A 26039-nucleotide genomic window follows, 5' to 3' on the forward strand; every position below is an offset into this window, starting at 1 on the left:
TGTGTTAAACTGGGCGTAAATTAGACATTGTCCTGTCTGATACCTATTTGATCTTAAGAAATTAAGGTAACAAAAAGAATCATCAAGTTTTCCATTTGCTGATGATGAAATAGTAAATGGAAACTGCACTACCACATTTTGAAAAACAACTATTAAAACACATGAATTTTGAAAAGAATGCTGTTCTAGAAACCCATTTGGAAAAAGTAGGGGCGGAGCATGTATTGGTACAAGGGCACCCCGCCGGATTATTCGTATTATTCTTCACGGAGATGTGGGAGCGTTTTAGCTATTATGGTATGCGGGCGCTTTTAGTGAATTTTTTGGTTTCTACTATCGCACAACATGGTTGGGGATGGACTAATTCAGAGGCGATGCAGCTCTATGGCCTTTATACCGGAATGGTGTTTTTGACTCCTCTATTTGGTGGAATTGTTGCTGATCGTTTCACAGGATATAAAAAATCCATTATGGTCGGTGCGATAATTATGACTTTAGGGCACGTTTCTATGGCTTTAGAAGGGATTAATAAAAGCTTTTTTTTAGCAGGTCTGGTACTTATTGTTCTAGGAAACGGTTTGTTTAAGCCGAACATTTCATCTATGGTTGGTAAGTTATATCCGGATAAAGGCGGTAAGAAGGATGCCGGCTATACCATATTTTATATGGGAATAAATGGAGGAGCCTTCTTAGGAATGATGCTTTGTGGTTACATAGGTGAAAAGGTTGGTTGGCATTATGGATTTGGTTTAGCAGGAGTATTTATGTTTTTGGGTATGTTACAGTTTTATTTTGCCCAACGAATTTTTGGAGAAATTGGAAATACCCCCGAAACAAAGGAAGGGCTTACCGACGACGCCGTAAATAAGGTAGAAAATCCAAAACATGTCGTTCGAGATCGTTTGCTGGTGATAGTTATTTTTATGATATCAAGCATTGTATTTCACTTGGCATTTGAGCAGGCGGGCGGGTCAATGACAATATTTGCTAAAAATTATACACAGCGGGTGCTGAGTGGGGATGCAGCGGTACTATTTAAATGGATTGATGCTGCGTTGACTGTGTTGCCTATTGTAGTTATCACTGGTGTCTTGTTCGTTTTGGCTAAAAAAATCATTCGTAAATATCCCTTGATTATACTTTTTTCCAGTATTTCTTTTGTGATCATTTGGTCCTTATGTTTATGGAAGGTCCATCGCGAATATTACGGTATTAATTCTGAAGTTACAGTATCATGGTTTCCGATGTTGAACTCTTTCTTTATCATTACACTGGCGACTTCATTTAGTAAGCTATGGGAAAAAGTGTGGAATCCTTCAGGGCCAATTAAATTCGCAATGGGTTTGACATTGGTCGGCGTCGGCTTTGCTGCTTTATCAATCGGTAGTTCGGAAATTCCTACTGGTGCAAAAGCGGCTTCAGTGAGTATGATTTGGCTGATCTTAGCATACTTTTTTCATACAATAGGCGAATTATGTATAGGTCCGGTTGGATTGTCTTATGTTAGTAAACTGTCGCCAAAGCGATTCCTTGGTTTACTGTTTGGTTTTTGGTTTTGCGCCAATGCTATTGCTAATTTTATAGGAGGTTTTATTGGGTCGTATATCGATAAGATTACCGAATCTCATTCCATGTCTTATTTCTTCGCAGTATTTACAGTGATACCGATGATAGCGGCAGTATTGCTTATTTTAGGCAATAAAAAAATAAAAAAGATGATGCATGGAATTGACTAATTCATAGAAAATTAGTGTATCTTCAAGCGATTTTTATCAAAATAAAAACGAAACCTGAGTTATAAAACAATTATTGAAATTATATGAATCAAGAAAAAGATCAAATTCTTGTAGCGCATCTGGCCAAGCAGGGTATAGATGACAAGATGGTGAGTGGGCATCCCGCCGGATTATTTGTACTATTTTTCACGGAGATGTGGGAGCGTTTTAGCTACTATGGTATGCGGGCTTTATTGACCTTATTTTTAATCAGTACGATTGCTGACGGTGGATGGGAATGGAGCAATGCGCAGGCGATGCAGTTGTATGGGACTTATACTGGTCTTGTTTATCTGACCCCATTGATCGGTGGTATGATTGCGGATAAATTGACTGGTTTTAAGAAGGCTATCTTGATTGGCGCATTGATTATGACATTAGGACACTTGTCTATGGCGTTTGAAGCTGTCCACTCAAACTTCTTCTATTTAGGGTTACTCTTAATGATTTTAGGGAATGGGATGTTTAAACCTAATATTTCTTCGATGGTAGGAAATTTATACCCAGACAAAAGTTCAAAGAAGGACGCAGGATATACAATTTTTTATATGGGTATTAACGCTGGTTCATTTTTAGGGATGCTCCTATGTGGTTATATCGGTGAAAAAATAGGTTGGCATTATGGGTTTGGACTGGCTGGAGTATTTATGTTCTTCGGTATGCTACAATTCTATTTTGCACAGCGCATATTTGGTATTATCGGTAACACGCCCAAAGCGTTACAGGCTCATCATGACGAAAAGGTCAAAAATCAGGAAGATATTGATGAAGTTATTCCCGGAAATGTTGTTAGAGACCGCCTTATCGTCGTCACAATATTTATGTTGGCCAGCGTGGTCTTCTTTCTTTCTTTCGAACAGGCCGGCGGTTCAATGTCAATATTTGCGAAGGATTACACGCAGCGTGTCTTGTCAGGAAGTTCTGCGATTACATTCAAATGGATTGATACAATTTTGACCATTGTACCCATCGTCATTGTAACGATTGTTTTGACAGCATTGGCTAGAAAAATATATAAACAATATCCGTTGACAATTTTGTTTACAGCAATTTCATTCGGTATTATCTGGGGTTTGGGCTTATGGAAAATATTTCGGGAGATCGGTATAACGGGCTCGGAAGTTGGAGCTTCGTGGTTTCAAATACTAAACGCATTTTTTATTATTTCTCTTGCATCTTCATTCAGTAAATTCTGGGAAAAGGTATGGAACCCTTCTGGGCCCGTAAAATTTGCACTGGGTTTGATATTAGTCGGTATTGGATTTGCTGCGCTAGCTTATGGCGCCAATGACATTCCGCAGGGTGCTAAAACAGCATCAGTCAGTATGATCTGGCTTGTTGTAGCCTACTTTTTCCATTCTGCAGGAGAACTTTGTCTATCACCTGTTGGGCTATCTTACGTAAGTAAACTCTCTCCGAAGAAATTTTTGGGCCTTTTGTTTGGATGTTGGTTTTGTGCTTCCGCAATCGCAAATTTCATTGGCGGATTTTTAGGCTCTTATATTGATAAAATCACAGAGGAACATTCCATGTCTTATTTCTTTATGATATTTGCTATAGTTCCCGGTGTTACCGCGCTTTTATTGATTGCGTTCAATCCGATATTGAAAAAAATGATGCATGGTATCAATTAATTCCCTGAGGGAATCCATCTAAAAGGAAGCGTGGGCTTATGATCATGATCATAAGCCCACGCTTCCTTTTACATAATAAGGATTTAGAATATTCAAATCTGGTCTGTCACTTTCATCAATAGTTTATCGATGCGGTTTCCATCCATATCAAGAACTTCAAAAATAAAGTTTTTAAATTGGATACGCTCCCCTTCTTCGGGTACATGATCTAACCTAAGGAACACTAAGCCACCTACGGTAGTGACATTACTAATCTCATCTTCATCTTCTTCAGAAAGTCCTATTTCAAATTCATCTAAAAGGGTTTCGATCTGATATTGTCCGTCGACAACATAGTCTCCATTTTCTAATTGTCGTATTGTTGGACGGGCACTGAGATCGCTTTCTGCAATGTTGCCTACCAAATCACCAACAATATCCCGTAACGTAATAATTCCTTGGGGTGACCCATATTCGTCTATGACGACCGCTTGATGAATACTAGATGTCCGCAAGGTATTCATGATACTGTAGGATGAACTAAATTCGTTCACAAATTTGATGGGCAGCATAAGTGTTCTGAGGTCAAAAGGCTCGTTTTGGAGGCATTGCCGAAGTAATGATTTTACATGGACAACTCCTTTAATGTTATCAAGTCCGCCTTCACAGACAGGGTAGATGGAGTAATCGTTGTCAAGTATAATCTTGCGGTTTTCTTCAAAGGATTCTGCGAGGTCCAAGAACACGATATTTTTGCGGTGAGTCATCAGATTAACCGCTTTTTTGTCCCCCAAACTTAACAGACGGTCCACGATATCATGTTCGATTCCTTCAATGACTCCACTATCCACACCTTCATCTACCAAGGCTTTTATTTCCTCTTCGGTGACGCTATTACCGCTGCTTTTAATATTAAGTATCTTGACGATAAATTCTGTTGACATGCTGAGTAGCCACACAAACGGGCGAACGATTTTGCTGAGCAGATTCATCGGATAAGAAATTAGCATGGCATATTTTTCTGGAATGGCCATACCTATGCGTTTGGGGACGAGTTCACCAAGGACCAAAGAAAAGTAGGTGATGATAAATACGACGATGATTACAGCGAGCTGCTCGCTGTATGGAGCGATAATACTCGATTTATTGAAGACTTCTACTAAGTACGATGATATACTGCCGCCAGAAAAAAATCCTGTTAATATCCCGATAAGGGTAATACCGATTTGTACAGTAGACAGAAAGCTGTTGGGCGATTCTTTGAGACTTAGCGCTATTTTGGCGGCTGCATTATTTTTATCGCTTTCAGCCTGTAGTCTCGCTTTTCTGCTGGATACGATGGATATCTCTGATGCCGAAAGTATTCCATTTAGAATAATCAGGGCTAAAATAATAATTGCTTCGGTAAGCATAATGAGTTGAAGTTTTTGCTACGGCTAATTTACGGAAAAGACTAGCTAAATAGTAGGATTATTATAATTATGTGGAACGTTCATAAAAAAAGCCGTATTGCTTTCAATACGGCTTTTATAATAGTGAGCGTGTCTTTTTAATTACATTCCACTATCATCTAACATAAAAGTGTTTTTCTTGGTTTTCCACTTTCCTTTAGTGAAATCAGGGAATTCCAAGGTACTATTTCCTTTCGCAATAGACTCGGTAGATAAAGGAAATACTGCACTCATGGTTACAGAATCGTATACATCAATTGGCGTCTGTACCTTTTGTTTCACGGATTGAATGAACGCATTGAATACAAACCAGTCCATACCGCCATGACCAGAACCATTTGCTAATTCTTCATATTTTTTCCAAATTGGGTGGTCATATTTCTTTACCCATTCGTCTGCAGGATCCCACGTGTGCGGTTTAGATTTACCTTCGATATGTATACCCTTGGCAACATCCATCCAAATTCCATCTGTTCCTTGTACGCGAAAACCGATAGAATAGGGTCTTGGTAAGTGTGTATCGTGCGTCAATAGCATGGTTTCTCCATTCGCACATTGTAACATCGTTTGAGTGATATCCCCATTTTTGTAATTGATTTTACCATTAGGGTGCCCTGGTGCAACTTTATTGACATATGCCGCCAATCCACGCGCTTTGCTTGAGTAAGAAGTAATATGCGTGAATCTGTTTCCTTTGTTTATGTCTACAAATTGCATGATCGGGCCTAAACCATGAGTAGGGTAAAGATCGCCGTCTTGGTCGATGTTGAATTGTGTGCGCCATTGCGCCTCTGAAATTGCTTTTGGACCATACTCGACTCCGTGACCGTAATAATTTTTTCCGTCGTTGAAAAGCACTTCACGTAAATCATGTTGATAGCCCCCTTCAAGATGTAATAATTCACCGAAAAGTCCCTGTCTATGCATGTTTAATACAGCAAGTACATCGCGCCGAAACGCTACATTTTCCAATGTCATGTAAGGTTTTCCGGTTTCTTCGGAAACTTTGACAACGTCCCAATGATCTTGCACAGTTAAACCGGCAATAACCTCACAGCCTACATATAATCCTGCCTTCATTGCGTCAATGGATTGGTCTTTGTGAAACTGCCAAGGAGTGGCAATAATAACGGCATCTAACTTTTCACTGCTTAACATCTTTTTGTAAGACTCTTTACCGCCAGTATATTCTTTTGGAAGTTTAGTTCCCTTTGCATTAAATTGTTTACGGCATTGGGCTAATGATTCTTCTTGAGTGTCACAGATCGCCACAATTTCTAGATCATCTCTATTTAGTGCAATTTGCACATGATTACGTCCTCGAAGACCTACGCCAATAAACCCAATTTTTATCTTACCATTTGTTTGTGCAAATAAGTCTGTACTTGAAAGGACACCGATTCCAGCTGTAGTGATGGCAGTCGACCTTATGAAATTTCTTCTATCCATTGTTTTGAGATATAGGGAGTTTGTATATTAGTTATTTACTTGTTAAAACAGTCTGTTGGACTGGCTATGCTAAACAAATATATTATTTCATTTGTGATAAATGAATGTGCAAACGTTTGCTTAATTTTAATAAATTTCATGCAAACGTTTGATTGAAATAAAAATTATCATTTATTAATTCAATTTGTGATATTGCAAGCACATTGATGATTTAAAAACATAGTTTAATGTCTGATTTTAACCAATTAGTAATAGAGCGCGCAGCAAAACAATTCACATTAGGAGGAGATATCATTTCGGTGCAACCATTTGGTTCTGGTCATATCAACGATACTTACCGAGTAATGACTACTGAATATACCCAGGTATCGTACTTATTGCAACGGATTAATCACCATGTTTTCCCTAATGTGGATGGATTAATGCATAATATAGCGCTAGTTACCAAACATCTTAGCGAAAAAGTTAAAGTCGCAAAGGGCAAAAGAGTCAGTGATCACGTATTAACCATTGTCCCTACAATAGACGGGAATCTGTATATCCAAGATGATCCTGGAAATTATTGGCGTATGTTTATCTTAATTGAAGATACGAAGAGTTATGATATTGTAGAAACTGAAATTCAAGCAGCGGAGGGCGGGCGTGCTTTTGGTCTTTTCCAAAAGCAGTTGTCGGATTTGGATGCGTCACTGATCATTGAAGTTCTTCCTAACTTTCATAATATAGATTTTAGACTTGAAAATCTTCGGAAAGCGATTGCTAAAGACACCTGTAAGCGCGTAGCATTGGTGAAGGACAGATTAGATTTTATTTTTAGCCGCGAAGATCGGATGCAAACCATTCTTCAACTTGGTAGCAAGGGTAAACTTCCCCTGCGCATAACCCATAATGATACCAAGTTTAATAATGTGCTCTTGGATCATCATGATAAAATGCAATGCGTGATAGATTTGGATACGGTAATGCCTGGATATGTTGCGTACGACTTCGGTGATGCTATTCGGACGATTATAAATCCTGTTGCGGAAGATGAAATCGATGTATCTAAAATTAGCCTTAATTTGGCTTTGTATAAAGCTTATGCAGAAGGTTATCTCGAAGAAGCTAATGACTTTTTGACTACTTTGGAAAAAGAAACATTGGTAGATGGGGCTTTTTTATTGCCTTTTATGCAAGGCGTACGTTTTTTAACGGACTATTTGGAAGGCGACCATTATTACAAAACAAAGTACGAGGATCACAATCTCGTGCGTACGAATACGCAACTGAAGCTGGTAGAAGAGATGGAAAGGAATGAAGCGTTTATGCGTAAGGTTGTTTTTGATTGCATTTAACAATTTTATACCTTTAATCATCTTGGAAGCTTCCATCAAGTCGATGAAGCTTCTTTTTTTCAAAAAACAAAGTTGAATGAAGAAATTGACTATTTTGCCTATTGCAGCTGATTTGACAAAAAATCTTGATTATAAGACCTTGTCAGAGCTCATGAGTGATCTCAAAACACAATCGCTGAGTTGTAACAACTGGAGCGAATCCTTTCCATACAGACCCGAAGTACAATTTAAAATTGGTTACACAGCGGAGTACCTAGTGTTGCAATACGAGGTCATCGAAGAACAGCTTCGCGGCAACTATTCTGAAGCCAATCAAAATGTATGGGAAGACAGCTGTGTGGAATTTTTTGTGTCATTTGATGGTTGTAAGCATTATTACAACATAGAATTTAATTTAATTGGAACTGGATTGATCGGTTATGGTACTGCCGAAAAAGCAGCAAGAAATAGGTTAGATACGAGTGAGATAGAAAAGGTTCGTACCTTTTCCTTAATAATGCGTAATGGTAGTGATAAGCGATGGACGATGATTGAGGTAATCCCGCTTTCTATATTTAAGTTTGACGAACTTGTAAACTTGAAAGGTAAAAAAATTCATGGTAATTTCTATAAATGTGGTGATCACCTCAAACAGCCACATTTTATCTCCTGGAATAAAATAGAAAATCCAACTCCTAATTTCCATCTGCCTCAATTCTTTGGCGAAATGGTTTTTGGTTAGGCGTGGAATCTAATTCCGGTCCATTTTTTTAGCGCCAGCTTTTTAACTAAGGATTTTGTTTGACACGGTTAGGCTATTTGACGTCTGATGTAGCAATTGTGTCGAAATCTGTAGTGTAAAACTTTTTTAGCGTCACAGTAGAAGCAATATTTTTTTTAATTTAATTTGGTGTTTCTTAAAATATTGTTTCTTAGTGTTTTGTGTAAGGTAAAGAAGTCGATGAACAAAATTATTCTTTCGTTATATCAAAGAATGTTACCTTTGTGACCTTGATGAGTGCAGTTAATGAAAATGTGAAAAAAATCAACTAATTATTCTTAGTAATTGTTGTAAGTTACATTTTTATAAGTTATCTTTGCACCTCAATAATTGAATATACGTAATCATAATAATAATGAAAAAAGATTTGCATCCTTCAAATTACAGATTAGTTGTATTTAAAGATATGTCAAATGACTATGCTTTTATTACAAAATCTTGTGTTGATACTAAAGAAACTATCACATGGGAAGATGGTAATGAGTATCCAGTTGTAAAACTAGAGATCTCTCACACATCACACCCTTTCTATACAGGTAAAATGAAATTGGTTGATACTGCCGGTCGTATCGATAAATTCCGTAGCCGTTACAACAAAAAATAATTGTAGCAGATCTGTATATTACAATATTAAAAACTCGATAAATATGATTTGTCGAGTTTTTTTTATTATTTTTAGGTTGTGAAAATCTCCTTTACCGATTGCTTTGATGCTATCCATATGTTGGACAGGCATATTTCCAATTTGACTACTTTCAACAAAAAGGCTCTTTATCCCCTCACTTTCATTAAATCTTGTTTAGATCTGCGGGTCGGTGTGCTCACTTTACGAGAAAAATGGAAAAAAATAGGTTCTACATATAGTGTTCAGTTCGTTGGCAACTGGGATCATGAGGAAGGGCTTATATTTGTATCCGAAAATCTTGTTCCTTCAACTGCATTAATGGAAGCGTTAAAAAAAATCGATATTGGTGAAGTACTGGTGCAGGATGGCTATGTGTTATGTTGTCGTTATACTTGTACTGGCTTTTACCGCGTAACGGAAATAGGATGTGATGTTAGTATTTTAAAAGGAGTCGAAGACCTGTTTTTATTGAATGGCCCGGAAATAACAAGGGATTTTGATTTGTTGATTGAAGATGTTAAGTTGCCATGCATATCTGAAACAAATCAAGTGCTGGGTAATCATATTTTTATTGCGCATAATGTTAGCATGGAATGTGCAACACTTAATTCACTTCACGGTCCAATATATATTGATGAAGGTGTTACAATCATGGAAGGAGCTCATTTACGTGGTCCTTTATACCTTGGGAGAGGATCGGTTGTAAAAATGGGAACTACCATTTATGGTAATGTTTCTGTGGGAGAACAGGCGGTGGTCGGTGGAGAGATCGGTAATTCGGTTATTGGTGACTTTTCGGCTAAGGGGCATCATGGTTATCTAGGCTGCTCAGTCATCGGGGATTGGTGTAATCTGGGGGCAGGAACATCCAATTCTAATCTAAAGAATAACTTGAAAACGGTCGCTATTTATGATTATGCGTTAAATCGCGACAGGGATACGGGGCTGTTAAAGTGTGGATCATTTATTGGTGATTATACGCGTATCGGCATTAATTCGGCTTTAAATACGGGTACTGTAATTGGTCTTGCAAGCATGCTGGCAGATACAAGTTTTTATGCTAAATTTGTACCGTCATTTGCCTGGGTGTTTGGAGGGCGTACAGAGACCTACGAATTTGATAAATTCATAGCATATTTGGAGGCTTTATATGCTTCGAAAGGGAAGGTGCTCACAGAGCAGATTAAAGATAAATTGATTCAACTTAACAAGAAATATAATTAAATCGTAAAATCATGCGTAAAAAAATCGTAGCTGGTAATTGGAAAATGAATTTGGACTATCAATCAGGATTAAGTTTATTTTCCGAAATTATCAATATGGCCAAAGATGAAGTGATTGGAAATCAAGAATTGGTTGTGTGCAGCCCATTTATCCATTTGTCAAGTCTCGGACAACTGTCTAAAAATGTGGCAAATGTAAATATCGGTGCACAGAATATTCATCAAGCTGAGTCTGGAGCCTATACAGGTGAAATTTCAGCGTCTCAGGTAAAATCAGTCGGTGCTTCACATGTTATTTTAGGCCATTCCGAAAGACGTGCTTATTTTGGTGAAACAGATGCATTATTGGCATCAAAAGTAGATATTGCTCTGAAACATAGCTTAGCTCCAATTTTTTGTATTGGAGAAACAAAGGAAGAACGTGAATCTGGTGCTTTCTTCGATGTTATTAAAACACAATTGACTGCGGGCTTATTCCACTTGTCGAAAGAAGAGTTTGGAGCAGTTGTGTTGGCGTATGAACCTGTATGGGCTATTGGTACGGGATTAACAGCGAGTCCTGAGCAAGCACAGGAGGTACATAATTTCATCCGTAAGGTTCTCGCTGATCACTATGGCCAGGAGGTTGCTGATGATACGAGTATTCTTTATGGAGGATCTTGTAATCCTGGCAATGCGAAAGAGCTATTTGCTCAGGCAGATATTGACGGTGGTTTGATTGGAGGGGCATCTTTAAAATCTAGAGATTTTATTGATATCGCTAAAGTATTTAACGGCTAATTTTTAGAAATGAAATACATAGAGGTTATCTTTCAAATGCGATCAGGTGAAGAGTGGCAAAAGGATTTGTTGATATCTGATTTAGCTGATATTGGCTTTGATACTTTTGAGGATACCGAATCTGGATTTGCAGCCTATATTCCGGCTGCAAATCTTGACTTGCAGGCGTTAGAAACGTTGATGATGCAGCCGTATGAAGGTTTAGAGGTCGATTATAAAGTGCAGGAAATAGAAAATCAGAATTGGAACAAACTCTGGGAAAGTAACTTTAACCCAATTGAGGTTGGTGGACAATGCTACGTGCGCGCCACTTTTCATGCGGCAAGAACGGAATTTCCATACGAAATTATTATAGACCCGAAGATGTCTTTCGGAACAGGTCACCATCAGACAACGTCGATGATGCTCCAGTATATTTTGGAGAATGATTTTAGTAGAAAGCAAGTTTTGGACATGGGCTGTGGTACAGGAATCCTGGCAATTCTGGCATCAAAGAAGGGAGCTGACGCTGTATTGGCGGTAGATTATGATGAAATTTGTGTGGAAAGTGTAATTGAAAATAGAGTGCTTAATCATGTTGAGGATATTAAGGCGCTCTGTGGGTCTTACGAGCTATTGGAAGGTCGGAGCTTTGATGTAATTTTGGCAAATATTAATCGTAATATATTGTTAGAGCAATTGCCGCAATATGGGCTGAGTATCCACACAGGAGGAGAGTTATACCTAAGTGGTTTCTATGAGCAAGAAGATTTACCAATCTTAATAGATGCAGCGACATTATTAGGTTTTGAGTTTATCTCCAATAAGGTTTTAAACAATTGGTGTGCAGCCAAATTTGTGAAACGGTAATTTACTATGCGGATTCATTTTATAGCGGTAGGTGGTAGTGTGATGCATAACCTTGCTATTTCATTGGCAAAACAAGGGCATCAAGTAACAGGTTCAGACGATCAGATCGTGGAGCCTTCTCGTTCTCATCTAATTGAAGCAGGATTACTTCCTGATCAACTCGGGTGGTTTGACGAAAGAGTGACTGAGGATATCGATGCTGTTATCTTAGGAGCACATGCACAAGCTGATAATCCTGAGCTAAAGCGGGCACAAGCATTGGGTCTCAAAATTTATTCTTTTCCAGAATTTATTCAAGAGCTTTCGCAAGATAAAATTAGAGTAGTTATTGCTGGGAGTTACGGTAAGACAACTATTACGAGCATGGTCATGCACGTGATGCGATTCTTAGGTAAAGAATTTGACTATTTAGTAGGAGCGCAGCTAAGAGGCTTTGATAAGTTGGTGGATATCACCAAACATAACAAGATTATTATTATCGAAGGAGATGAATATGTTTCATCTAAGATTGACCCTAAATCTAAATTCTTGTATTATAAACCCAACATAGCCCTGATTTCGGGTATTATGTGGAATGAGTTTAATTCGAAAATATCCCAAGAGGAATATATTAAACAATTTGAAGATTTTATTGATTCAATTCCGCCTAAAGGTACGCTAATATATAATAAAGAAGACCTCGTTTTACAGAAAGTACTGCAAGATACGAAAGATTGTAAGATCAATAGACATGGTTATAAAATTCCTGATTATACGATTAATAAAGGTGTAACGTATATCAATACGCCAGATGGTGATGTTCCATTGCAGGTATTCGGTAAGCACAACCTATCTAATATTGCAGGAGCATATACGATTTGCGAATGGTTGGGAATTAAAAAGAAAGAATTCTTTGAAGCGATCAAAAGCTTTAATACTTCGATTCGCTATTTGGAGTTTGTTGCAAGTTCTGAAGGATCTGTGGTGTATCAGGATTATGCTTGTAATGCGGATAAAGTCAAGTCAAGTATTCATGCCGTAAAAGAACAGTTTCCTAATCAGAAATTGGTCACAATTATTGAATTAAACTCGTATGATAGTTTAGATTCATCGTTTTTGTTACAATATGCGAACTCTATGAGAGAGTCGGATGTATCTGTAGTTTACGTGAATATAAATTCCTGTAAAGAACTTAATAAAGATATAGAAAGTGTCCCTATTAATATCAAGGATAGTTTTAATAGCCCTGATTTAGAGGTTGTTGTAAGCTTAGATGGACTCTATTCTTTTTTGGACGGTGTCAAGTCAAAGGGATACAATTTACTTCTTATGAGTTTAAATAATTATAATGGGGTTAATCTATCAGTGCTGGCTGATCGATTTTTTAGGGATTTTTAGAGAAAAAAATATAATTTAATGTAAATTAAGTTGTAATTTATTATTTTTGTTTAAAATATCTACCAGATGAATGCATTAGGAAAAAAAATCAGATTACTTAGACACCAAAAAGGGTGGAGTCAAGAGGATGTTGCAAAGCGATTGGATATCTCAATCCCAGCATTTTCTAAAATTGAAACAGGGATTACAGATGTGAATTTGTCTCGCCTGAATCAAATCTCAAAATTATTCAATTTGACAGTTGTTCAACTGTTATCTACTTCAGATTCTGAAGAAGATAAGGAATATGTAAATGAGGTAAATGCTTTGACGCAAAAATTACAACAACGCGATAGCGAAGTGATTGAATTGCAGAAGAAAGTTATTGACCTTTATGAGCAATTGCACAAGAGATAGGACATATTAAAATTGTTACTGAAAAGGCAATCCGTAGGGTTGCCTTTTTTTGTTTATGCAACTTTATTTTGGTCAAAAGTGATTTTGTTTTTGTTTCTTTGTAAATATTTTATCAAAAAATAAAGGTTGATTATTTATGGGGAGATTAAACGGGGATATTGCTAATAGCCCGTCGACTGATTTTTTTAAATCAAATGTGTTAGGACAGCGTTCGGGACTCTTTGTCCTATTCTTTACTGAGATGTGGGAGCGTTTTTCGTTCTACGGAATGCGCGTACTCTTAATGCAGTTTCTAACTGCAGCTGTCATTCAAGGTAGTCCATTCTCGGGATGGTCCTGGACAGCTCAACAAGCAGGTGCCCTTTATGGTACATATGCTATGATGCTCTACTTAACGCCTATTCTAGGAGGTATTATTGCAGATAAATATATCGGATCACGTAAAGCAGTTATCATTGGTTCAGCTATTATGACGCTTGGACATGCTGCGATGGCTTTTGATACCTCTATCATGTTTTTCTTTGGGTTATTTTGTCTAGTTATCGGAACAGGCTTTTTTAAACCCAACATGCCCTCTATTCTTGGAGAAATGTATAAAGATCTGCCCGAGAAAAAAGATGGTGCTTATACTATTTTCTACATGGGAGTGAATGCTGGTGCTTTCTTTGGCATGATGTTATGTGGATATATTGCTGAAACCTATGGTTGGCACTGGGGATTTGGATTGGCTGGTATCTTTATGCTTTTGGGAACATTGCAGTTCGTTTTCGCAAAACCGCTAATGGGCAATCTGGGTGTTTTGAATAAGTCTGTGGCTGAAGGGCAGAAAGTTGTTACGGAGGATACCGATACCAGAAATCCATTTACCCTGCGTGATTATGTATTGATAGCTGTAGTCTCTATTATTGGTTTTGTATACGCTTTTAACGATCCCTTGTCTAAGAATGGTATTGTGGACGTATTTTCTCGTTTGGATACTCCTTTTTTAAGAGGTCAGTATATCATGGTAATCGTAGCGTTGATTCTTTTTGTATATCTGATTGTTACTCGAATATTGCGTTACGATAAAGTGGTTAGAGACCGTATGTTTGCCGTAGTACTACTAGCCTTTTTCCTGGTGTTCTTTTTTATGAGTTTTGAACAAGGAGCAACGTCATTGGTTATTGTGGCAAGAGATAATATTGATCGAGTCCTTAGCGGGGCTGCATTGACAACTTTTAATGTGGTGAATGGCTTGTTAACCATCGTCCCTCTTTCAATTATTACTTGGGTTCTGATCAAATTGGCAAAAGTAACCTGGAATAAAATCGCGATCTCCAATATCGTCTTGTTCATTTGTTTTGGCTTGATTTGGGGGGCTGCTATTTGGATGTTATACAAAGAATTTAACAAGGAGGCGTCAGAAATTAAAGTCTCTTGGTTTTCAATCCTAAACTCATTTTTTATTATTGCACTTGCTTCTTCCGTATCCAAAATTTGGGAGTCCAAATACAATCCATCTGCGGCTTTTAAATATGGCTTTGGTCTGATCTTGGTTGCGATTGGGTTTTTGATTATTGGATTAGGATCGATGGGAATAAGTCAAGGTACTAAAATCTCGATGGTATTTTTGGTGCTAACGTATTTGTTCCATACATTGGGTGAATTATTTATTTCGCCTGTAGGTCTATCTTATGTATCGAAATTAGTGCCCGCACGTATGCTTGCTTTTATGTTTGGAATCTGGTATTTGGCAATCGCCATTGCGCAGAAGGTTGCGGCCGTATTAGGAGGACAGGTAGAGACCATTCAAGAGGAACATTCATTGAGCTACTTTTTCTTCTTGTTTACTGCAATTCCAGCTTTAGCAGGCTTGCTAGTAATGCTGTTTAATCCTTTGATTAAGCGATTGATGCACGGAATTAAATAATAAATATGTAAGCTTCTTCCACGAAAGAAGCTTTTTTGATTAATATAAATTAGTATGGAGGTTAGTACAAGGGAGTCGCTAGAAGAGATTCAAAATTTTGAAGGAAAGTATCCTAAGCAATTGTGGTATTTATTTACCATCGAGATGTGGGAGCGATTTTGTTTTTACGGCATGCGAGGTGTTTTGGTCATTTTTATGACAGATCAACTTGGGTTGTTTGAGAAGGATGCCAATCTTAAATATGGTGCCATACAGGCTTTTATATACGCCTTTACGTTTATTGGCGGTATCTTTGCTGATAAGATTTTAGGGTTTAAAAAATCCCTCATCTTTGGCGGATTGATTATGGCAATCGGCAATCTTATCATAGCTTATAATCCACACGACCTTTTTTATTTTGGTATTACTTGTTCTATTATTGGTACGGGCTTCTTTAAGCCTAATATTTCCTCAATGGTTGGTGAGCTTTACAAAGAAGGTGATGTTCGTCGTGACGCTGGATATGGGATGTTTTACGCGGGAATTAATATTGGTGGATTGTTAGGTGGAGCACTGTGTATTTATTTAGGGAAAAATTATTCCTGGAACCTATGCTTTTTAGCCGCTGCCATTGTGATGATCATCGGATTAGTGACTTATTTTTTAATTCGGAGATCAATTGCGCCGATAGGGAATTCTCCATTAGCACATCATTCAAGATCTTCTCGTACAATCAAGGAAAGTTTAGTCATTGCTGGGGCTATCGTCATGTTGCCGATTATTTATGTACTAATTCACAATAGTAATTTTACGGACTATTTTATGTATGGAATCGGTTTTGCTGCAATCGCGTACTTAGGCTTTGAGTTGACGAAATTGAATAATAGTTACCGTAAGAAAGTGATTGCAGCATTGATCTTCATTATTATGTATTTAATTTTTAATACAATTTATGAGCAAAGCGGCGGATCCCTTTCATTGTTTGCAAAGGATAATTTGGTGGACAACCTACTGTTTTTTAAAATAGACCCTAATATTATTAATAATAGTTCAAATTCCTTTTTCATTATTATATTTAGCCCTTTGGTTGGTTTATTGTGGGTATGGCTTGCTAAAAAGAAACTAGAGCCGAATACCATCATTAAATTTGGAATTGGATTTTTATTTCTGGCGTTAGGCTTTTTTCTTTTTTACTCTTTGAGATTTTTTGCAGATGCAGATGGTAAGTCGTCTTTAAATCTATTCACTTTTACCTGGTTGATTATCACCTTTGGTGAACTTTGTTTGGGGCCTATTGGAATGTCCATTATCACGAAGTTGTCACCACAACGTCTGTTTGGTATGATGATGGGCATGTGGTTTTTAGCGAGTGCCTATGGACAGTTCTTTGCGGGTAAAATCGGCGCAGAAATGTCGGAAGCAAATACGGGAGGGACATTGTCGTCTAAACTATTAGCTTACACAGATGGCTATAAAACGTTAGGAATATCTGCATTGATTGCTGGAGTGATATTAATTATCTTCTCTTCATTGGTGAAAAAGTTAATGCAGGAAGTACACTAATCCATAAAATTAGACATAAAAAAAGCTTGATTCAATAATCAAGCTTTTTTTATGTTATCCGTAAATCCATTTAAATTTATAATCTTTTTCCGGAACCTTCATACGGTCTGCAAGTCTAACCAAACGATCGGGTAGCTTAAGCAGATAATCTCTCGCTTTTTCTCCTTTATCATTCAGTCCTGTAATCTGATCGATTTTCCATTCACTATTCAGTTCTTTTAAGATATCAACGTAGTCCAAAGCTGTATATACGCCCAGCCGCTGTGCGGCGTCAGAGAAATGCGCAAATGCCTCTCCTTGAGGCTCGCCTGCTTCTCTTAAAAATTGGGCAGGCATAACTATTTTTTTACGCATCATGTCTTCAAATGCGATCATGACCTCACTTGGATCAACAGTAATTGCTTTTGAAATAAAAGACATATAGGCTTTGGCGTGACGTGCTTCATCAGAAGCGATGACACCACACATTTTTGCCAAAAGTTTATCGCCGCCTTTTTTGGAAAGGCCGGATACACGACGGTGGGAAACATTGGTTGCCAATTCCTGGAATGAAGTATAAATAAAATTCCGGTATGGGTCAGCACCAGTACCGATATCAAAACCATCTTGAATAAGGTATTGTGTAGACATTTCAAATTGGCGCATGTCTATTCTACCCGACAAATAAAGGTATTTGTTCAAAAGATCACCATGACGGTTTTCTTCAGCTGTCCAAGCGCGTACCCATTTCATCCATCCTCCCTGCTCGTTTTTGTCGACATCTTCTACCATAGTCAACCAGGATTCATAAGTCGGAAGAGCCTCCTCGGTGATGGTGTCTCCGACTAATACAGCGACCAAATCATAAGAGAGCTCCTTTGCACTTTCCTGCAACTCTCTTACTTCCTCAAAAAAAGTATCCCTAGAAGAATCGGGAAGAAAATCGGCAGGTTGCCACATTTCTTCAACAGGCTTCAGGTATTCGCTCATCTCATTGAGCATGAACGGTTCCAAATAGGCCATCACTTCTTTACGTGAGCCTTCTGGTAAATTTAGAGGTAATTCTTGCATATTATTACAAAGGTACTAAATAGCATCTATAATTTATAAAAGCTAACTATAATTGTTAAAACGGCAAATTTGCTTTTTTATTGGATAGCGTACCTGGAATGCTATCGATAATGACATAAAAAACAGATTGACCGTCCTGTATTCTATAAAATACTATTAACTTTGTATAAATTATTTAGATAAAGTTGGAAAGATTTAATATAGATAAAATACGTGCTGATTTTCCCATTCTCAAAAGAGAGGTAAACGGTAGGCCATTGGTTTATTTGGATAATGGTGCAACAACCCAGAAACCAAGCGCTGTTATCGATTCGATTGTTCGCTATTATACGGATATGAACAGTAATGTGCACCGTGGTGTGCATTATCTTAGTCAGATATCAACGGACGCTTTTGAAGTAACTCGGAAAAAAGTTCAAGCTTTTATTCATGCAGCAGAGGACAAGGAGATTATTATCACTAAAGGGACCACAGATGGTATTAATCTAATTGCTACTTGTTATGGCAGAGCTTTTATCCAAGCTGGTGATGAGATTATTATTTCAGCAATGGAGCACCACTCTAATATTGTGCCTTGGCAGATGCTTTGCGACGAAAAGGGCTGTAAGATCCGGGTCATTCCAATGAATGACAAGGGTGAGCTCGATATGGTTGCATACGAGAACTTGTTAAATGAGAAAACCAAACTAGTTGCAGTGACCTATGTTTCAAATGCGCTAGGGACAATCAATCCAGTAGGTCAGATTATTTCAATGGCCCATCAGTACGGAGCTGTCGTGTTGGTTGATGCTGCTCAAGCCGTCCAACATATAAAAATTGATGTTCAGAATCTTGATGTTGATTTTTTGGTGTTTTCGGGCCATAAAATGTATGGACCTACAGGAGTGGGGGTGTTATACGGTAAAGAAGATTTATTAAACGCAATGCCGCCTTATCAAGGTGGCGGAGATATGATTAAAGAGGTAACCTTTGAAAAAACGACGTATAATGAATTGCCTTTTAAATTTGAGGCCGGTACACCTAACATTGAGGCTGGTATCTGTTTAAATGAGGCGATCGATTATATCAATTCAATTGGTCTAGATAGTATTGAAGCCTATGAATTTGAATTATTGCAATACGCCACAGAGAAGCTATCTGAAGTTTCGGGGATACGGTTTATAGGTACAGCCGAGCATAAGTGTTCTGTGATATCCTTTGTAATAGAAGGTACACATCCCTATGATGTCGGAGTTATCTTAGATAAGCTCGGAATTGCTGTCCGTACGGGGCACCACTGTGCGCAACCTGTCATGGATCGATTTGGAATACCTGGGACTATCCGTGCTTCTTTAGCCGTGTATAATACAAAGGAGGAAATAGATGTTTTGGTTGCGGGAATTCAGCGCGCGGTCAATATGTTGATTTAATATAAAAATAGGTATGACCATTAATGAAATACAGGATGAATTAATTGAGGATTTTGCTTTTTTCACAGATTGGATGGAAAAATACGAGTATATCATCCAGCTCGGAAAAGAGGTGCCTCTAATTGATGAACGATACAAAACGGATGAATATATTATCAAAGGATGTCAATCCAAAGTTTGGCTTTTTCCAGAGATAAAAGATGGAAAGGTATATTTTAAAGCGGATAGCGATGCTATTATCACCAAAGGCCTGGTGAGTTTAATGGTCAAAGTGCTATCTGGACACACTGCGAAAGAAATTGTTGATACTGATTTATATTTTGTTGACCAAATAGGATTGAAAGAACATTTGTCACCTACAAGAGCAAACGGCTTGTTATCTATGATTAAGCAAATGAAATTATACGCATTGGCTTTGCAGGCAAAAACATAGAAAGGGGAGTGTAATCCCCTTTTTTATTGTTTAAAAACTCGTATTATTGTACCCGGCCAATTGTTGTATCCTATTAAATGTTCCCAGTAACAGACTACTATACTTGCTGATAATCATTTGAACTTGCAATCTTACCATAGCGCAGTATAAAGAAAATGCGTTCCACACGCGAAGAAATTGAAGCTGATAGCTTAACGTTTTTGTATTGAAAAATTCTACTGAATCATGAGCACCGCCGACGATTCCAGTGTTCTGATGCTATAGCCCACTGACGTAAATTTAAGCTCATCTAACAATATGGAGCTGACTGTTGATCTTGATCCTTCTTATTTATGAAATATGTTAATATGACTTCTTAAATCGATATGGAGCGCGAGTCGTGAGCGGAATCATAATCCTTAAAAATTCTATTTGATCCAATGGAATGATTATAAGAAGATAAATAAATAATAAAATCTATGTATTCTAATACTAACTTTTACCTAACCACAATTTTAAATTAATTTTTAGACAGTGCTTGCCCATTGATTGCTCGGTATCAACTGAGGTATCAGTGAGTAAGCACTGGACGAGCACTGAACAAGCAATGTCGAAAGCTAAAAATTGTTCCCTATTTGGTTATGGTTTTCTAGGACTAAGAATTTAAAAAGAAAAACGAAGGATCTACACTTACGTAACAAAAAGATCGATGTTTTCGCTAGTAGGCCGTTGAGATAAGGATCGAATAGCAGGGAGTATCTTCTAATACAAAAAAAGCTAATCATTCGATTAGCTTTTTTAGTGATCCCGCTGGGATTCGAACCCAGGACCCATACATTAAAAGTGTATTGCTCTACCAGCTGAGCTACGGAATCCTTTCTGTTTTTGAAAGTGATGCAAAGGTAGGGAAATAAAGTTCTTATACCAATTTTTTTTACCTTTTTTTTTGGAATTATGATAACTGTTTAAAAATTAAAGAATTAATTTTTATACATTACGTCAGTTTGAAAATTGGCTGAAAAGATTGATGAATGTGAAAGCCTATTCTATATTTGAAATACTCATTTCATGTGAAGAATAATCAAAAAAAGTCAGTGGTTAGCTGACTTTATATGATTAGAAGCATGTTGACAGATATTATTCAGTCACAACGCCCATTTTACTAAACTTTTCGATTCTTTCCGAAACTAATGTATCGCTATTTTTAGCCTTCAATTCGGTAAGATCTTTTAACAACTGATTTTTTAGGTTAGCAGCAGCTGCAGCTGGATCTTGGTGAGCACCACCCAGAGGCTCAGGAATGATACCATCAATCAATCCATTGCCAAGCATATCTCCAGATGTCAATTTTAAAGCCTCAGCAGCTTTTTCTTTATGATCCCAGCTTCTCCAGAGTATAGAAGAACAGGACTCTGGGGAAATAACCGAATACCACGTGTGTTCCATCATGTAAACTCTGTTTCCAACACCAATGCCCAAAGCTCCACCTGAAGCTCCTTCGCCAATAACAACACATATGATTGGCACTTTCAATACAGCCATTTCCATCAGGTTACGTGCGATCGCTTCTCCTTGTCCACGTTCTTCAGCTTCCAATCCTGGATATGCTCCCATCGTATCAATTAATGTGATAACAGGTTTATTGAACTTTTCAGCCATTTTCATCAAACGCAATGCCTTTCGGTAGCCTTCCGGATTGGCCATTCCAAAATTGTGGTATTGACGCTCTTTTGTATTCTTGCCTTTTTGATGACCAATGATCATAACCGCATTACCATCTATTGACGCCATCCCCCCGACAATCGCCTTATCATCTTTAACATTCCTGTCACCATGCAATTCAATGAATTCATCACAAATCGCTTCTATGTAATCATAAGTCTGCGGGCGATCAGGGTGGCGTGACATCTGCACATTTTGCCATCCAGTTAAATTGCCGTATATTTCTTTCTCTGTCGAAGCAAGCTTTTCCTCCAGTTCACGAACGGTTGCGCTCATGTCAACTTGAGTCTTTTCGGCAACTTGAGTTACCTTCTCAATTTGCAATTGCAAGTCCGCAATTGGCTTTTCAAAATCAAACGTGGTTTTCATATATCTATTTTATGAAAATATTCAGGGGGCTAATTTAGCGCATTTTTTCTGAAATTAAAATTAGGTAGGATAATATCATTGGAATTCCTTTGTTACATTTGCGTTATAAACGTAGCGGTGGCTTAGTTTTTGATTGTAGCCCTGTGAAAAATGTTGACTTATGCTGAAAAAATATTTTTACTTTATTTTGTTACTGATCTTGCCTTCTTTGGTCAGATCCGAGAGTTATCCTGAAGTTTTATTTGACAATAGCGTTATCAACGGAAGTTATGCTAAAAGTATTGCACATTATACCGGTGAGTCCTGGATACAGAATGTAAGCTATAGCTTACCTGTTTCGGACAGTCTATTTTTTACACCGGGTAATTCACTATCACTGCGGTATGTTTCTTCTCCCAATGGGAAATGGGAAGCAAGTATTTTAAACGATAAGCAGAAATTTCCTTACTTAATTACTAAGGATGACCATCTGACATTCAAACTATTTATTCAAAGCAATACTGAGAAGGGACAACTTCCTAAAGTTACATTGCAACAAAATGATACACGGACAAATGCTGTGGATATTGCCAGTTATATCGACGGTTTTGCTTATGATACCTGGCTTAACGTATCTATTCCGGTGGCTAAATTTGCTGGAATTTCAATTGGCAAATCTGTATCGGCCTTAATCCTCGAACAAAATGGAAGTTCTTTGCGGACCAATCAATTATTTATAGATCAAATTGAATTTTTGCCCAAGAACTTTCCGAAAGTAAAACTATCCTCCGCTGCCATTTTGTCTAAAATAGGTTCGGTAGATAAGCAAGTTGAGCTGGTATGGCAATTGCCTCTGACACCAAGTATTCGGTACGTGAAAATTTATCGCTCAGAAGACAAGCTTAATTATCAACCAATAGCAATTTTGCCCATCTATGTACAAAAATCGCTGGATCGGGTGGACGAATATAACAAACCATATTATTACAAAATAGCATGGGTAGACTATAATTATGTTGAATCGCCTTTCTCTGAAGTTAGAGAGGTACAGACAAAAAAGGGAACGGATGCGGAGATGTTAAATTTTATCCGGAATGCCCATGTCAATTATTTTATAGACAACTATGATGTAAACAGTGGTATGTTTTTGTCTGATCGAGGAAATCGGCAAGCAATTGTATCCACCAATGAAACGGGCTATGCCATACTGGGATTGCTTGTTGCAGGAGAGAACAACTTAATATCGAGGCAGGCTCTTTTGGGCAGATTGACGCGGATTGTAAAATTTCTGAGTGGTGCTCAACAACACCAAGGTGTTTTTACCGCGCTTTACGACGGTCGGTCAGGGGTGCCTTACTATCGCGATTCAATTCCAAATTATGACTTACGCGGTACTTCTCATATCATTGAGTCGCTCTTAATCGCTCGACAATATTTTGCTAACGATAATCCTGAGGAGCAGAGCTTAAGAACAAATATCACAAAACTTTGGGAGCGTATAAATTGGGGCTACTTTACTGATGCAAAGAATGCCGATGTACTTTGGGATAAGTGGTCTCCGGTGGATAGTACTGCGCGATCGAGGCCGATGGGTGGATTTAATGAGAGTTTGGGCACCTACTTGCTTGCGATGTCTTCACCGACTCATCCTTTATCGATTTCAGCATATATCAATGGATTTGCAACCAAACATACAGGAAATGAACTGTATTTTAGGGATGAGTCAAGTGATTTAGCCCCAGAGCTCAAAATGAAGTTAAATGATTCATTAGCACACTCAATAAGCGCCAATCCGTTAATGAGTGATGTAGGAAATACAGGGGCTTCGATCTATTCCGATGATAAAGTTATTTTTGCCAAGAATATAGCTGGCGGGAGTTTAAATGAATCATTAATGGCTGTTTATCGCCCCTTCTTGATTATGGATCCAAGAGGTAAAGTTGATGATTTTGTAGATTATAAAAAGTATTTATCAGATTATATCCTCGCTTATAAACGCAGAGACAATGAAATGAGTATAGGAACGCGATTTACAGATATTTGGGGGGTGGAAAAAGTTGAAGATTCATATCAAGGTTATTTGGTGAATCCCGCGATATCAATTGCAGCTTATCCATTTGAAAAAGAGATTGGTCTAAAAGCATTGCGTAAATTTTATGAAGAATATGCCGATGTGTTATTTACACAGTATGGCTTCAGAAGCTGGATTGATATTAAAAATAACGATGTTTCTGAAAGCTATCGTGCAAGAAATCAAGCTACAATCGCGGTGATGATTGAGAATGCAAATTCAGGTATGATCTGGAAATTGTATGAGAATATCCCTGAGGTCAAAAAGACCTTAGAAAAAGTATATGCCAAGAAATAGATTTGTTACGTTAGAATTGGAATAATCGGGTAGTGTTATTGACTTTTTTCGCTATATTTACTTGCTTAAATGGATATTAAATACGTAAGAAACGACATGCTTAGAAAAATCAACTTGGGAATTTTAACCTTATGCGCAAGTTTATCGTTATTTTCTTGTAAACAACAAGCTATTGTAGTCAATCCAGGTGCAGTTATAACAAAAGATGGCACTGATGATGGTTTGAAAAATGTGAAAAAGGATTTTAATGATGCAAAAAGAACGGATGAAGGAATTAAATTCAGTATATCTTCCGATCTCTTATTCCCAACAAACTCTTCTTATTTATCTGAAAAGGCAAAAACTGAAGTAAGCAAGTTGGCTTTGATTTTGAAAGAAAGCAATAATAAGATCAAAGTTGATGGATATACGGATGCCACAGGCACTGTGGAGTATAATCAGTGGCTTTCTGATAAAAGAGCTGCGTCAGTAAAAAAATTCTTGGTAGATTCAGGTGTTGCGGAGTCTCGTATCACTGCAAAAGGTTTCGGTCAGTCAAATCCAGTTGGAGATAACAAAACTCCTGATGGACGTCAAAAAAATAGAAGGGTAGAAGTTACTATTTTGGATAAGAAGTAGTAGTTAAAGCCTTTTCAGTGTATTTAAAAGCGGAATATCCTACATATTTCGCTTTTTTTGTGCCGATACATTTTAAATATTCCTAGATCATTTCCGTGAACAAAATATGTTAAGCAATAGGGATCGGAATATTTTTTTGGAATAAATTTCTAGTTATAGGCGAAATCTCCTAACAGCGCTACGTTTATAACAAGAAAAGCCCACCGTTAGATGAGCTTTCTTGTACCTAGGGCGGGAATCGAACCCGCACTCCCTTAACGGGAACAGGATTTTAAGTCCTGCGTGTCTACCAGTTCCACCACCTAGGCAGGTGAGCGAAAAACGAGATTCGAACTCGCGACCCCAACCTTGGCAAGGTTGTGCTCTACCAGCTGAGCTATTTTCGCATTGGAATTTTATTTCAATTTTTAAAGGATCATTGCGTTCCTTTTTGGTGATGCAAATATAGAGCGAAAAATCAATATTGCAAAATATTTATGTGCTTTCTTGTAGTGTTTTTTATAACTCCTTTGAATTCAGTACAGAAAAAATTAAATCACTTTCAAAACCACGAGATAATGCAAATTGATAAAGCTTATTTTTTACAGTATAAAAATCTTTGCTACCTATTTCACGCCGTTTCTTATCGATGAGGTCGCTTAATATTTGCTCATATTCATCTAGGTCGATCTGTTTAAATGCAATTTTTATTAATGGTTCGGATACTCTCTTTAATTTCAGCGCCTGTTTGATCTTTATTTTACCCCAACCTTTCATGCGTAGTTTTCCGTTGCAATACGCAATGGCGAATCGTTCCTCGTTGAGGAAATTTTCAGCGATTAAATCGGATAGCACATTCTCAACTTCTTCTTCGCTCAGTCCCCAACTATAGAGTTTATCGCGAACTTCCTGTTGGGCACGTTCCTGATAGGCACAATAGCTCTCCGCCTTTAACTGCGCCTGGCGCTGTGTCAATATCTTTTTCTTTCTATTCTCTTCGTCAAACATAATGTCAAAATTTCAAAAATAATATGAAATAACTAAAAAAAT

At 37.7% G+C, this 26039-nt stretch carries 21 protein-coding genes and 3 tRNA genes; 16 read left to right on the forward strand and 8 right to left on the reverse strand.

Features of this window, described 5'->3' with window-relative positions:
• Positions 1-161 precede the first annotated feature (161 nt).
• Together QE382_RS06465 and QE382_RS06470 are read left to right on the forward strand one after the other, a co-directional pair.
• Positions 162-1736: a peptide MFS transporter gene (locus QE382_RS06465; protein WP_307185174.1), complete on the forward strand. Its 1575-nt coding sequence runs from the start codon at positions 162-164 to the stop codon at positions 1734-1736.
• A gap of 83 nt (positions 1737-1819) precedes the next feature.
• Positions 1820-3409 carry a peptide MFS transporter gene (locus QE382_RS06470; protein WP_307185175.1) on the forward strand — a complete coding sequence of 530 codons (1590 nt, stop codon included), beginning with the start codon at positions 1820-1822 and terminating at the stop codon, positions 3407-3409.
• A gap of 92 nt (positions 3410-3501) precedes the next feature.
• Here QE382_RS06470 and QE382_RS06475 read toward each other — a convergent pair whose 3' ends face one another.
• Together QE382_RS06475 and QE382_RS06480 are read right to left on the reverse strand one after the other, a co-directional pair.
• On the reverse strand, positions 3502-4800 hold the full coding sequence (locus QE382_RS06475) for a hemolysin family protein (protein WP_307185176.1): 1299 nt from the start codon (positions 4798-4800) through the stop codon (positions 3502-3504).
• 141 nt (positions 4801-4941) lie between these two features.
• Complete coding sequence (locus QE382_RS06480; protein WP_307185177.1) at positions 4942-6288, reverse strand: Gfo/Idh/MocA family protein; 1347 nt, start codon at positions 6286-6288, stop codon at positions 4942-4944.
• A 227-nt stretch (positions 6289-6515) separates the two neighbouring features.
• Here QE382_RS06480 and QE382_RS06485 point away from each other — a divergent pair, with 227 nt between their 5' ends.
• From QE382_RS06485 to QE382_RS06530, 10 genes are all read left to right on the forward strand, one after another.
• Positions 6516-7622: a phosphotransferase enzyme family protein gene (locus tag QE382_RS06485; protein WP_307185178.1), complete on the forward strand. Its 1107-nt coding sequence runs from the start codon at positions 6516-6518 to the stop codon at positions 7620-7622.
• A gap of 76 nt (positions 7623-7698) precedes the next feature.
• Positions 7699-8343 carry a carbohydrate-binding family 9-like protein gene (locus tag QE382_RS06490; protein WP_307185179.1) on the forward strand — a complete coding sequence of 215 codons (645 nt, stop codon included), beginning with the start codon at positions 7699-7701 and terminating at the stop codon, positions 8341-8343.
• Between the two features lie 394 nt (positions 8344-8737).
• The gene (locus tag QE382_RS06495; RefSeq protein WP_209578846.1) at positions 8738-8986 is read left to right on the forward strand and encodes a type B 50S ribosomal protein L31; all 249 of its coding nucleotides are present in this window, start codon (positions 8738-8740) and stop codon (positions 8984-8986) included.
• Between the two features lie 78 nt (positions 8987-9064).
• Positions 9065-10231, forward strand: a complete 1167-nt coding sequence (locus tag QE382_RS06500; protein ID WP_307185180.1) for a putative sugar nucleotidyl transferase — start codon at positions 9065-9067, stop codon at positions 10229-10231.
• Positions 10232-10242: 11 nt separating this feature from the next.
• Complete coding sequence (tpiA, locus tag QE382_RS06505) at positions 10243-11010, forward strand: triose-phosphate isomerase (RefSeq protein ID WP_307185181.1); 768 nt, start codon at positions 10243-10245, stop codon at positions 11008-11010.
• 9 nt (positions 11011-11019) lie between these two features.
• A complete protein-coding gene (gene prmA / locus QE382_RS06510) occupies positions 11020-11859 on the forward strand; it encodes a 50S ribosomal protein L11 methyltransferase (RefSeq protein WP_307185182.1) in 840 nt (279 codons plus the stop codon).
• 6 nt (positions 11860-11865) lie between these two features.
• Positions 11866-13236, forward strand: coding sequence for a Mur ligase domain-containing protein (locus QE382_RS06515; RefSeq protein ID WP_307185183.1), 1371 nt, complete (start codon positions 11866-11868; stop codon positions 13234-13236).
• Positions 13237-13302: 66 nt separating this feature from the next.
• Positions 13303-13632, forward strand: a complete 330-nt coding sequence (locus tag QE382_RS06520) for a helix-turn-helix domain-containing protein (RefSeq protein WP_046671770.1) — start codon at positions 13303-13305, stop codon at positions 13630-13632.
• A gap of 136 nt (positions 13633-13768) precedes the next feature.
• Positions 13769-15541 (forward strand): peptide MFS transporter, encoded by a 1773-nt coding sequence (locus tag QE382_RS06525; protein WP_307185184.1) that lies wholly within the window; start codon positions 13769-13771, stop codon positions 15539-15541.
• A gap of 54 nt (positions 15542-15595) precedes the next feature.
• Positions 15596-17083, forward strand: a complete 1488-nt coding sequence (locus QE382_RS06530; protein WP_307185185.1) for a peptide MFS transporter — start codon at positions 15596-15598, stop codon at positions 17081-17083.
• A gap of 54 nt (positions 17084-17137) precedes the next feature.
• On the opposite strand, the gene QE382_RS06535 is transcribed toward QE382_RS06530, so the two are convergent.
• Positions 17138-18133: an acyl-ACP desaturase gene (locus QE382_RS06535; RefSeq protein WP_307185186.1), complete on the reverse strand. Its 996-nt coding sequence runs from the start codon at positions 18131-18133 to the stop codon at positions 17138-17140.
• A gap of 185 nt (positions 18134-18318) precedes the next feature.
• Between QE382_RS06535 and QE382_RS06540 the strand changes: the two genes are divergently transcribed.
• Together QE382_RS06540 and QE382_RS06545 are read left to right on the forward strand one after the other, a co-directional pair.
• Entirely contained in the window at positions 18319-19542 is a 1224-nt protein-coding gene (locus tag QE382_RS06540; protein ID WP_307185187.1) for a cysteine desulfurase, read from the forward strand.
• Between the two features lie 13 nt (positions 19543-19555).
• Complete coding sequence (locus QE382_RS06545; RefSeq protein WP_307185188.1) at positions 19556-19975, forward strand: SufE family protein; 420 nt, start codon at positions 19556-19558, stop codon at positions 19973-19975.
• Positions 19976-20756: 781 nt separating this feature from the next.
• On the opposite strand, the gene QE382_RS06550 is transcribed toward QE382_RS06545, so the two are convergent.
• A tRNA-Lys gene (locus QE382_RS06550) sits at positions 20757-20829 on the reverse strand.
• 262 nt (positions 20830-21091) lie between these two features.
• Positions 21092-22045, reverse strand: coding sequence for an acetyl-CoA carboxylase carboxyltransferase subunit alpha (locus QE382_RS06555; protein WP_307185189.1), 954 nt, complete (start codon positions 22043-22045; stop codon positions 21092-21094).
• A gap of 160 nt (positions 22046-22205) precedes the next feature.
• Here QE382_RS06555 and QE382_RS06560 point away from each other — a divergent pair, with 160 nt between their 5' ends.
• Positions 22206-24392, forward strand: a complete 2187-nt coding sequence (locus QE382_RS06560; protein ID WP_307185190.1) for a glucoamylase family protein — start codon at positions 22206-22208, stop codon at positions 24390-24392.
• A 96-nt stretch (positions 24393-24488) separates the two neighbouring features.
• Positions 24489-25010, forward strand: coding sequence for an OmpA family protein (locus tag QE382_RS06565; RefSeq protein WP_209578834.1), 522 nt, complete (start codon positions 24489-24491; stop codon positions 25008-25010).
• 223 nt (positions 25011-25233) lie between these two features.
• Here QE382_RS06565 and QE382_RS06570 read toward each other — a convergent pair.
• The 3 genes from QE382_RS06570 to QE382_RS06580 all read right to left on the reverse strand — a co-directional run bounded on the left by QE382_RS06570 (position 25234) and on the right by QE382_RS06580 (position 25997).
• A tRNA-Leu gene (locus tag QE382_RS06570) sits at positions 25234-25318 on the reverse strand.
• 5 nt (positions 25319-25323) lie between these two features.
• Positions 25324-25396, reverse strand: a tRNA-Gly gene (locus QE382_RS06575).
• A gap of 112 nt (positions 25397-25508) precedes the next feature.
• Complete coding sequence (locus tag QE382_RS06580) at positions 25509-25997, reverse strand: regulatory protein RecX (RefSeq protein ID WP_307185191.1); 489 nt, start codon at positions 25995-25997, stop codon at positions 25509-25511.
• Positions 25998-26039 lie beyond the last annotated feature (42 nt).

It is taken from the genome of Sphingobacterium zeae, from assembly GCF_030818895.1.
Taxonomy (GTDB): domain Bacteria; phylum Bacteroidota; class Bacteroidia; order Sphingobacteriales; family Sphingobacteriaceae; genus Sphingobacterium; species Sphingobacterium zeae.

Excerpts from the sequence above, each read along its gene's own strand:
- QE382_RS06530 (WP_307185185.1), top strand. The coding sequence starts at position 15,596 with ATGGAGGTTAGTACAAGGGAGTCGCTAGAAGAGATTCAAAATTTTGAA.
- QE382_RS06520 (WP_046671770.1), top strand. The coding sequence starts at position 13,303 with ATGAATGCATTAGGAAAAAAAATCAGATTACTTAGACACCAAAAAGGG.
- QE382_RS06535 (WP_307185186.1), bottom strand. The coding sequence starts at position 18,133 with ATGCAAGAATTACCTCTAAATTTACCAGAAGGCTCACGTAAAGAAGTG.
- QE382_RS06465 (WP_307185174.1), top strand. The coding sequence starts at position 162 with ATGAATTTTGAAAAGAATGCTGTTCTAGAAACCCATTTGGAAAAAGTA.
- QE382_RS06545 (WP_307185188.1), top strand. The coding sequence starts at position 19,556 with ATGACCATTAATGAAATACAGGATGAATTAATTGAGGATTTTGCTTTT.
- QE382_RS06525 (WP_307185184.1), top strand. The coding sequence starts at position 13,769 with ATGGGGAGATTAAACGGGGATATTGCTAATAGCCCGTCGACTGATTTT.
- QE382_RS06470 (WP_307185175.1), top strand. The coding sequence starts at position 1,820 with ATGAATCAAGAAAAAGATCAAATTCTTGTAGCGCATCTGGCCAAGCAG.
- QE382_RS06555 (WP_307185189.1), bottom strand. The coding sequence starts at position 22,045 with ATGAAAACCACGTTTGATTTTGAAAAGCCAATTGCGGACTTGCAATTG.
- tpiA (WP_307185181.1), top strand. The coding sequence starts at position 10,243 with ATGCGTAAAAAAATCGTAGCTGGTAATTGGAAAATGAATTTGGACTAT.
- QE382_RS06565 (WP_209578834.1), top strand. The coding sequence starts at position 24,489 with ATGCTTAGAAAAATCAACTTGGGAATTTTAACCTTATGCGCAAGTTTA.
- QE382_RS06480 (WP_307185177.1), bottom strand. The coding sequence starts at position 6,288 with ATGGATAGAAGAAATTTCATAAGGTCGACTGCCATCACTACAGCTGGA.
- QE382_RS06495 (WP_209578846.1), top strand. The coding sequence starts at position 8,738 with ATGAAAAAAGATTTGCATCCTTCAAATTACAGATTAGTTGTATTTAAA.
- QE382_RS06560 (WP_307185190.1), top strand. The coding sequence starts at position 22,206 with ATGCTGAAAAAATATTTTTACTTTATTTTGTTACTGATCTTGCCTTCT.
- QE382_RS06515 (WP_307185183.1), top strand. The coding sequence starts at position 11,866 with ATGCGGATTCATTTTATAGCGGTAGGTGGTAGTGTGATGCATAACCTT.
- QE382_RS06485 (WP_307185178.1), top strand. The coding sequence starts at position 6,516 with ATGTCTGATTTTAACCAATTAGTAATAGAGCGCGCAGCAAAACAATTC.
- QE382_RS06580 (WP_307185191.1), bottom strand. The coding sequence starts at position 25,997 with ATGTTTGACGAAGAGAATAGAAAGAAAAAGATATTGACACAGCGCCAG.
- QE382_RS06490 (WP_307185179.1), top strand. The coding sequence starts at position 7,699 with ATGAAGAAATTGACTATTTTGCCTATTGCAGCTGATTTGACAAAAAAT.
- QE382_RS06475 (WP_307185176.1), bottom strand. The coding sequence starts at position 4,800 with ATGCTTACCGAAGCAATTATTATTTTAGCCCTGATTATTCTAAATGGA.
- prmA (WP_307185182.1), top strand. The coding sequence starts at position 11,020 with ATGAAATACATAGAGGTTATCTTTCAAATGCGATCAGGTGAAGAGTGG.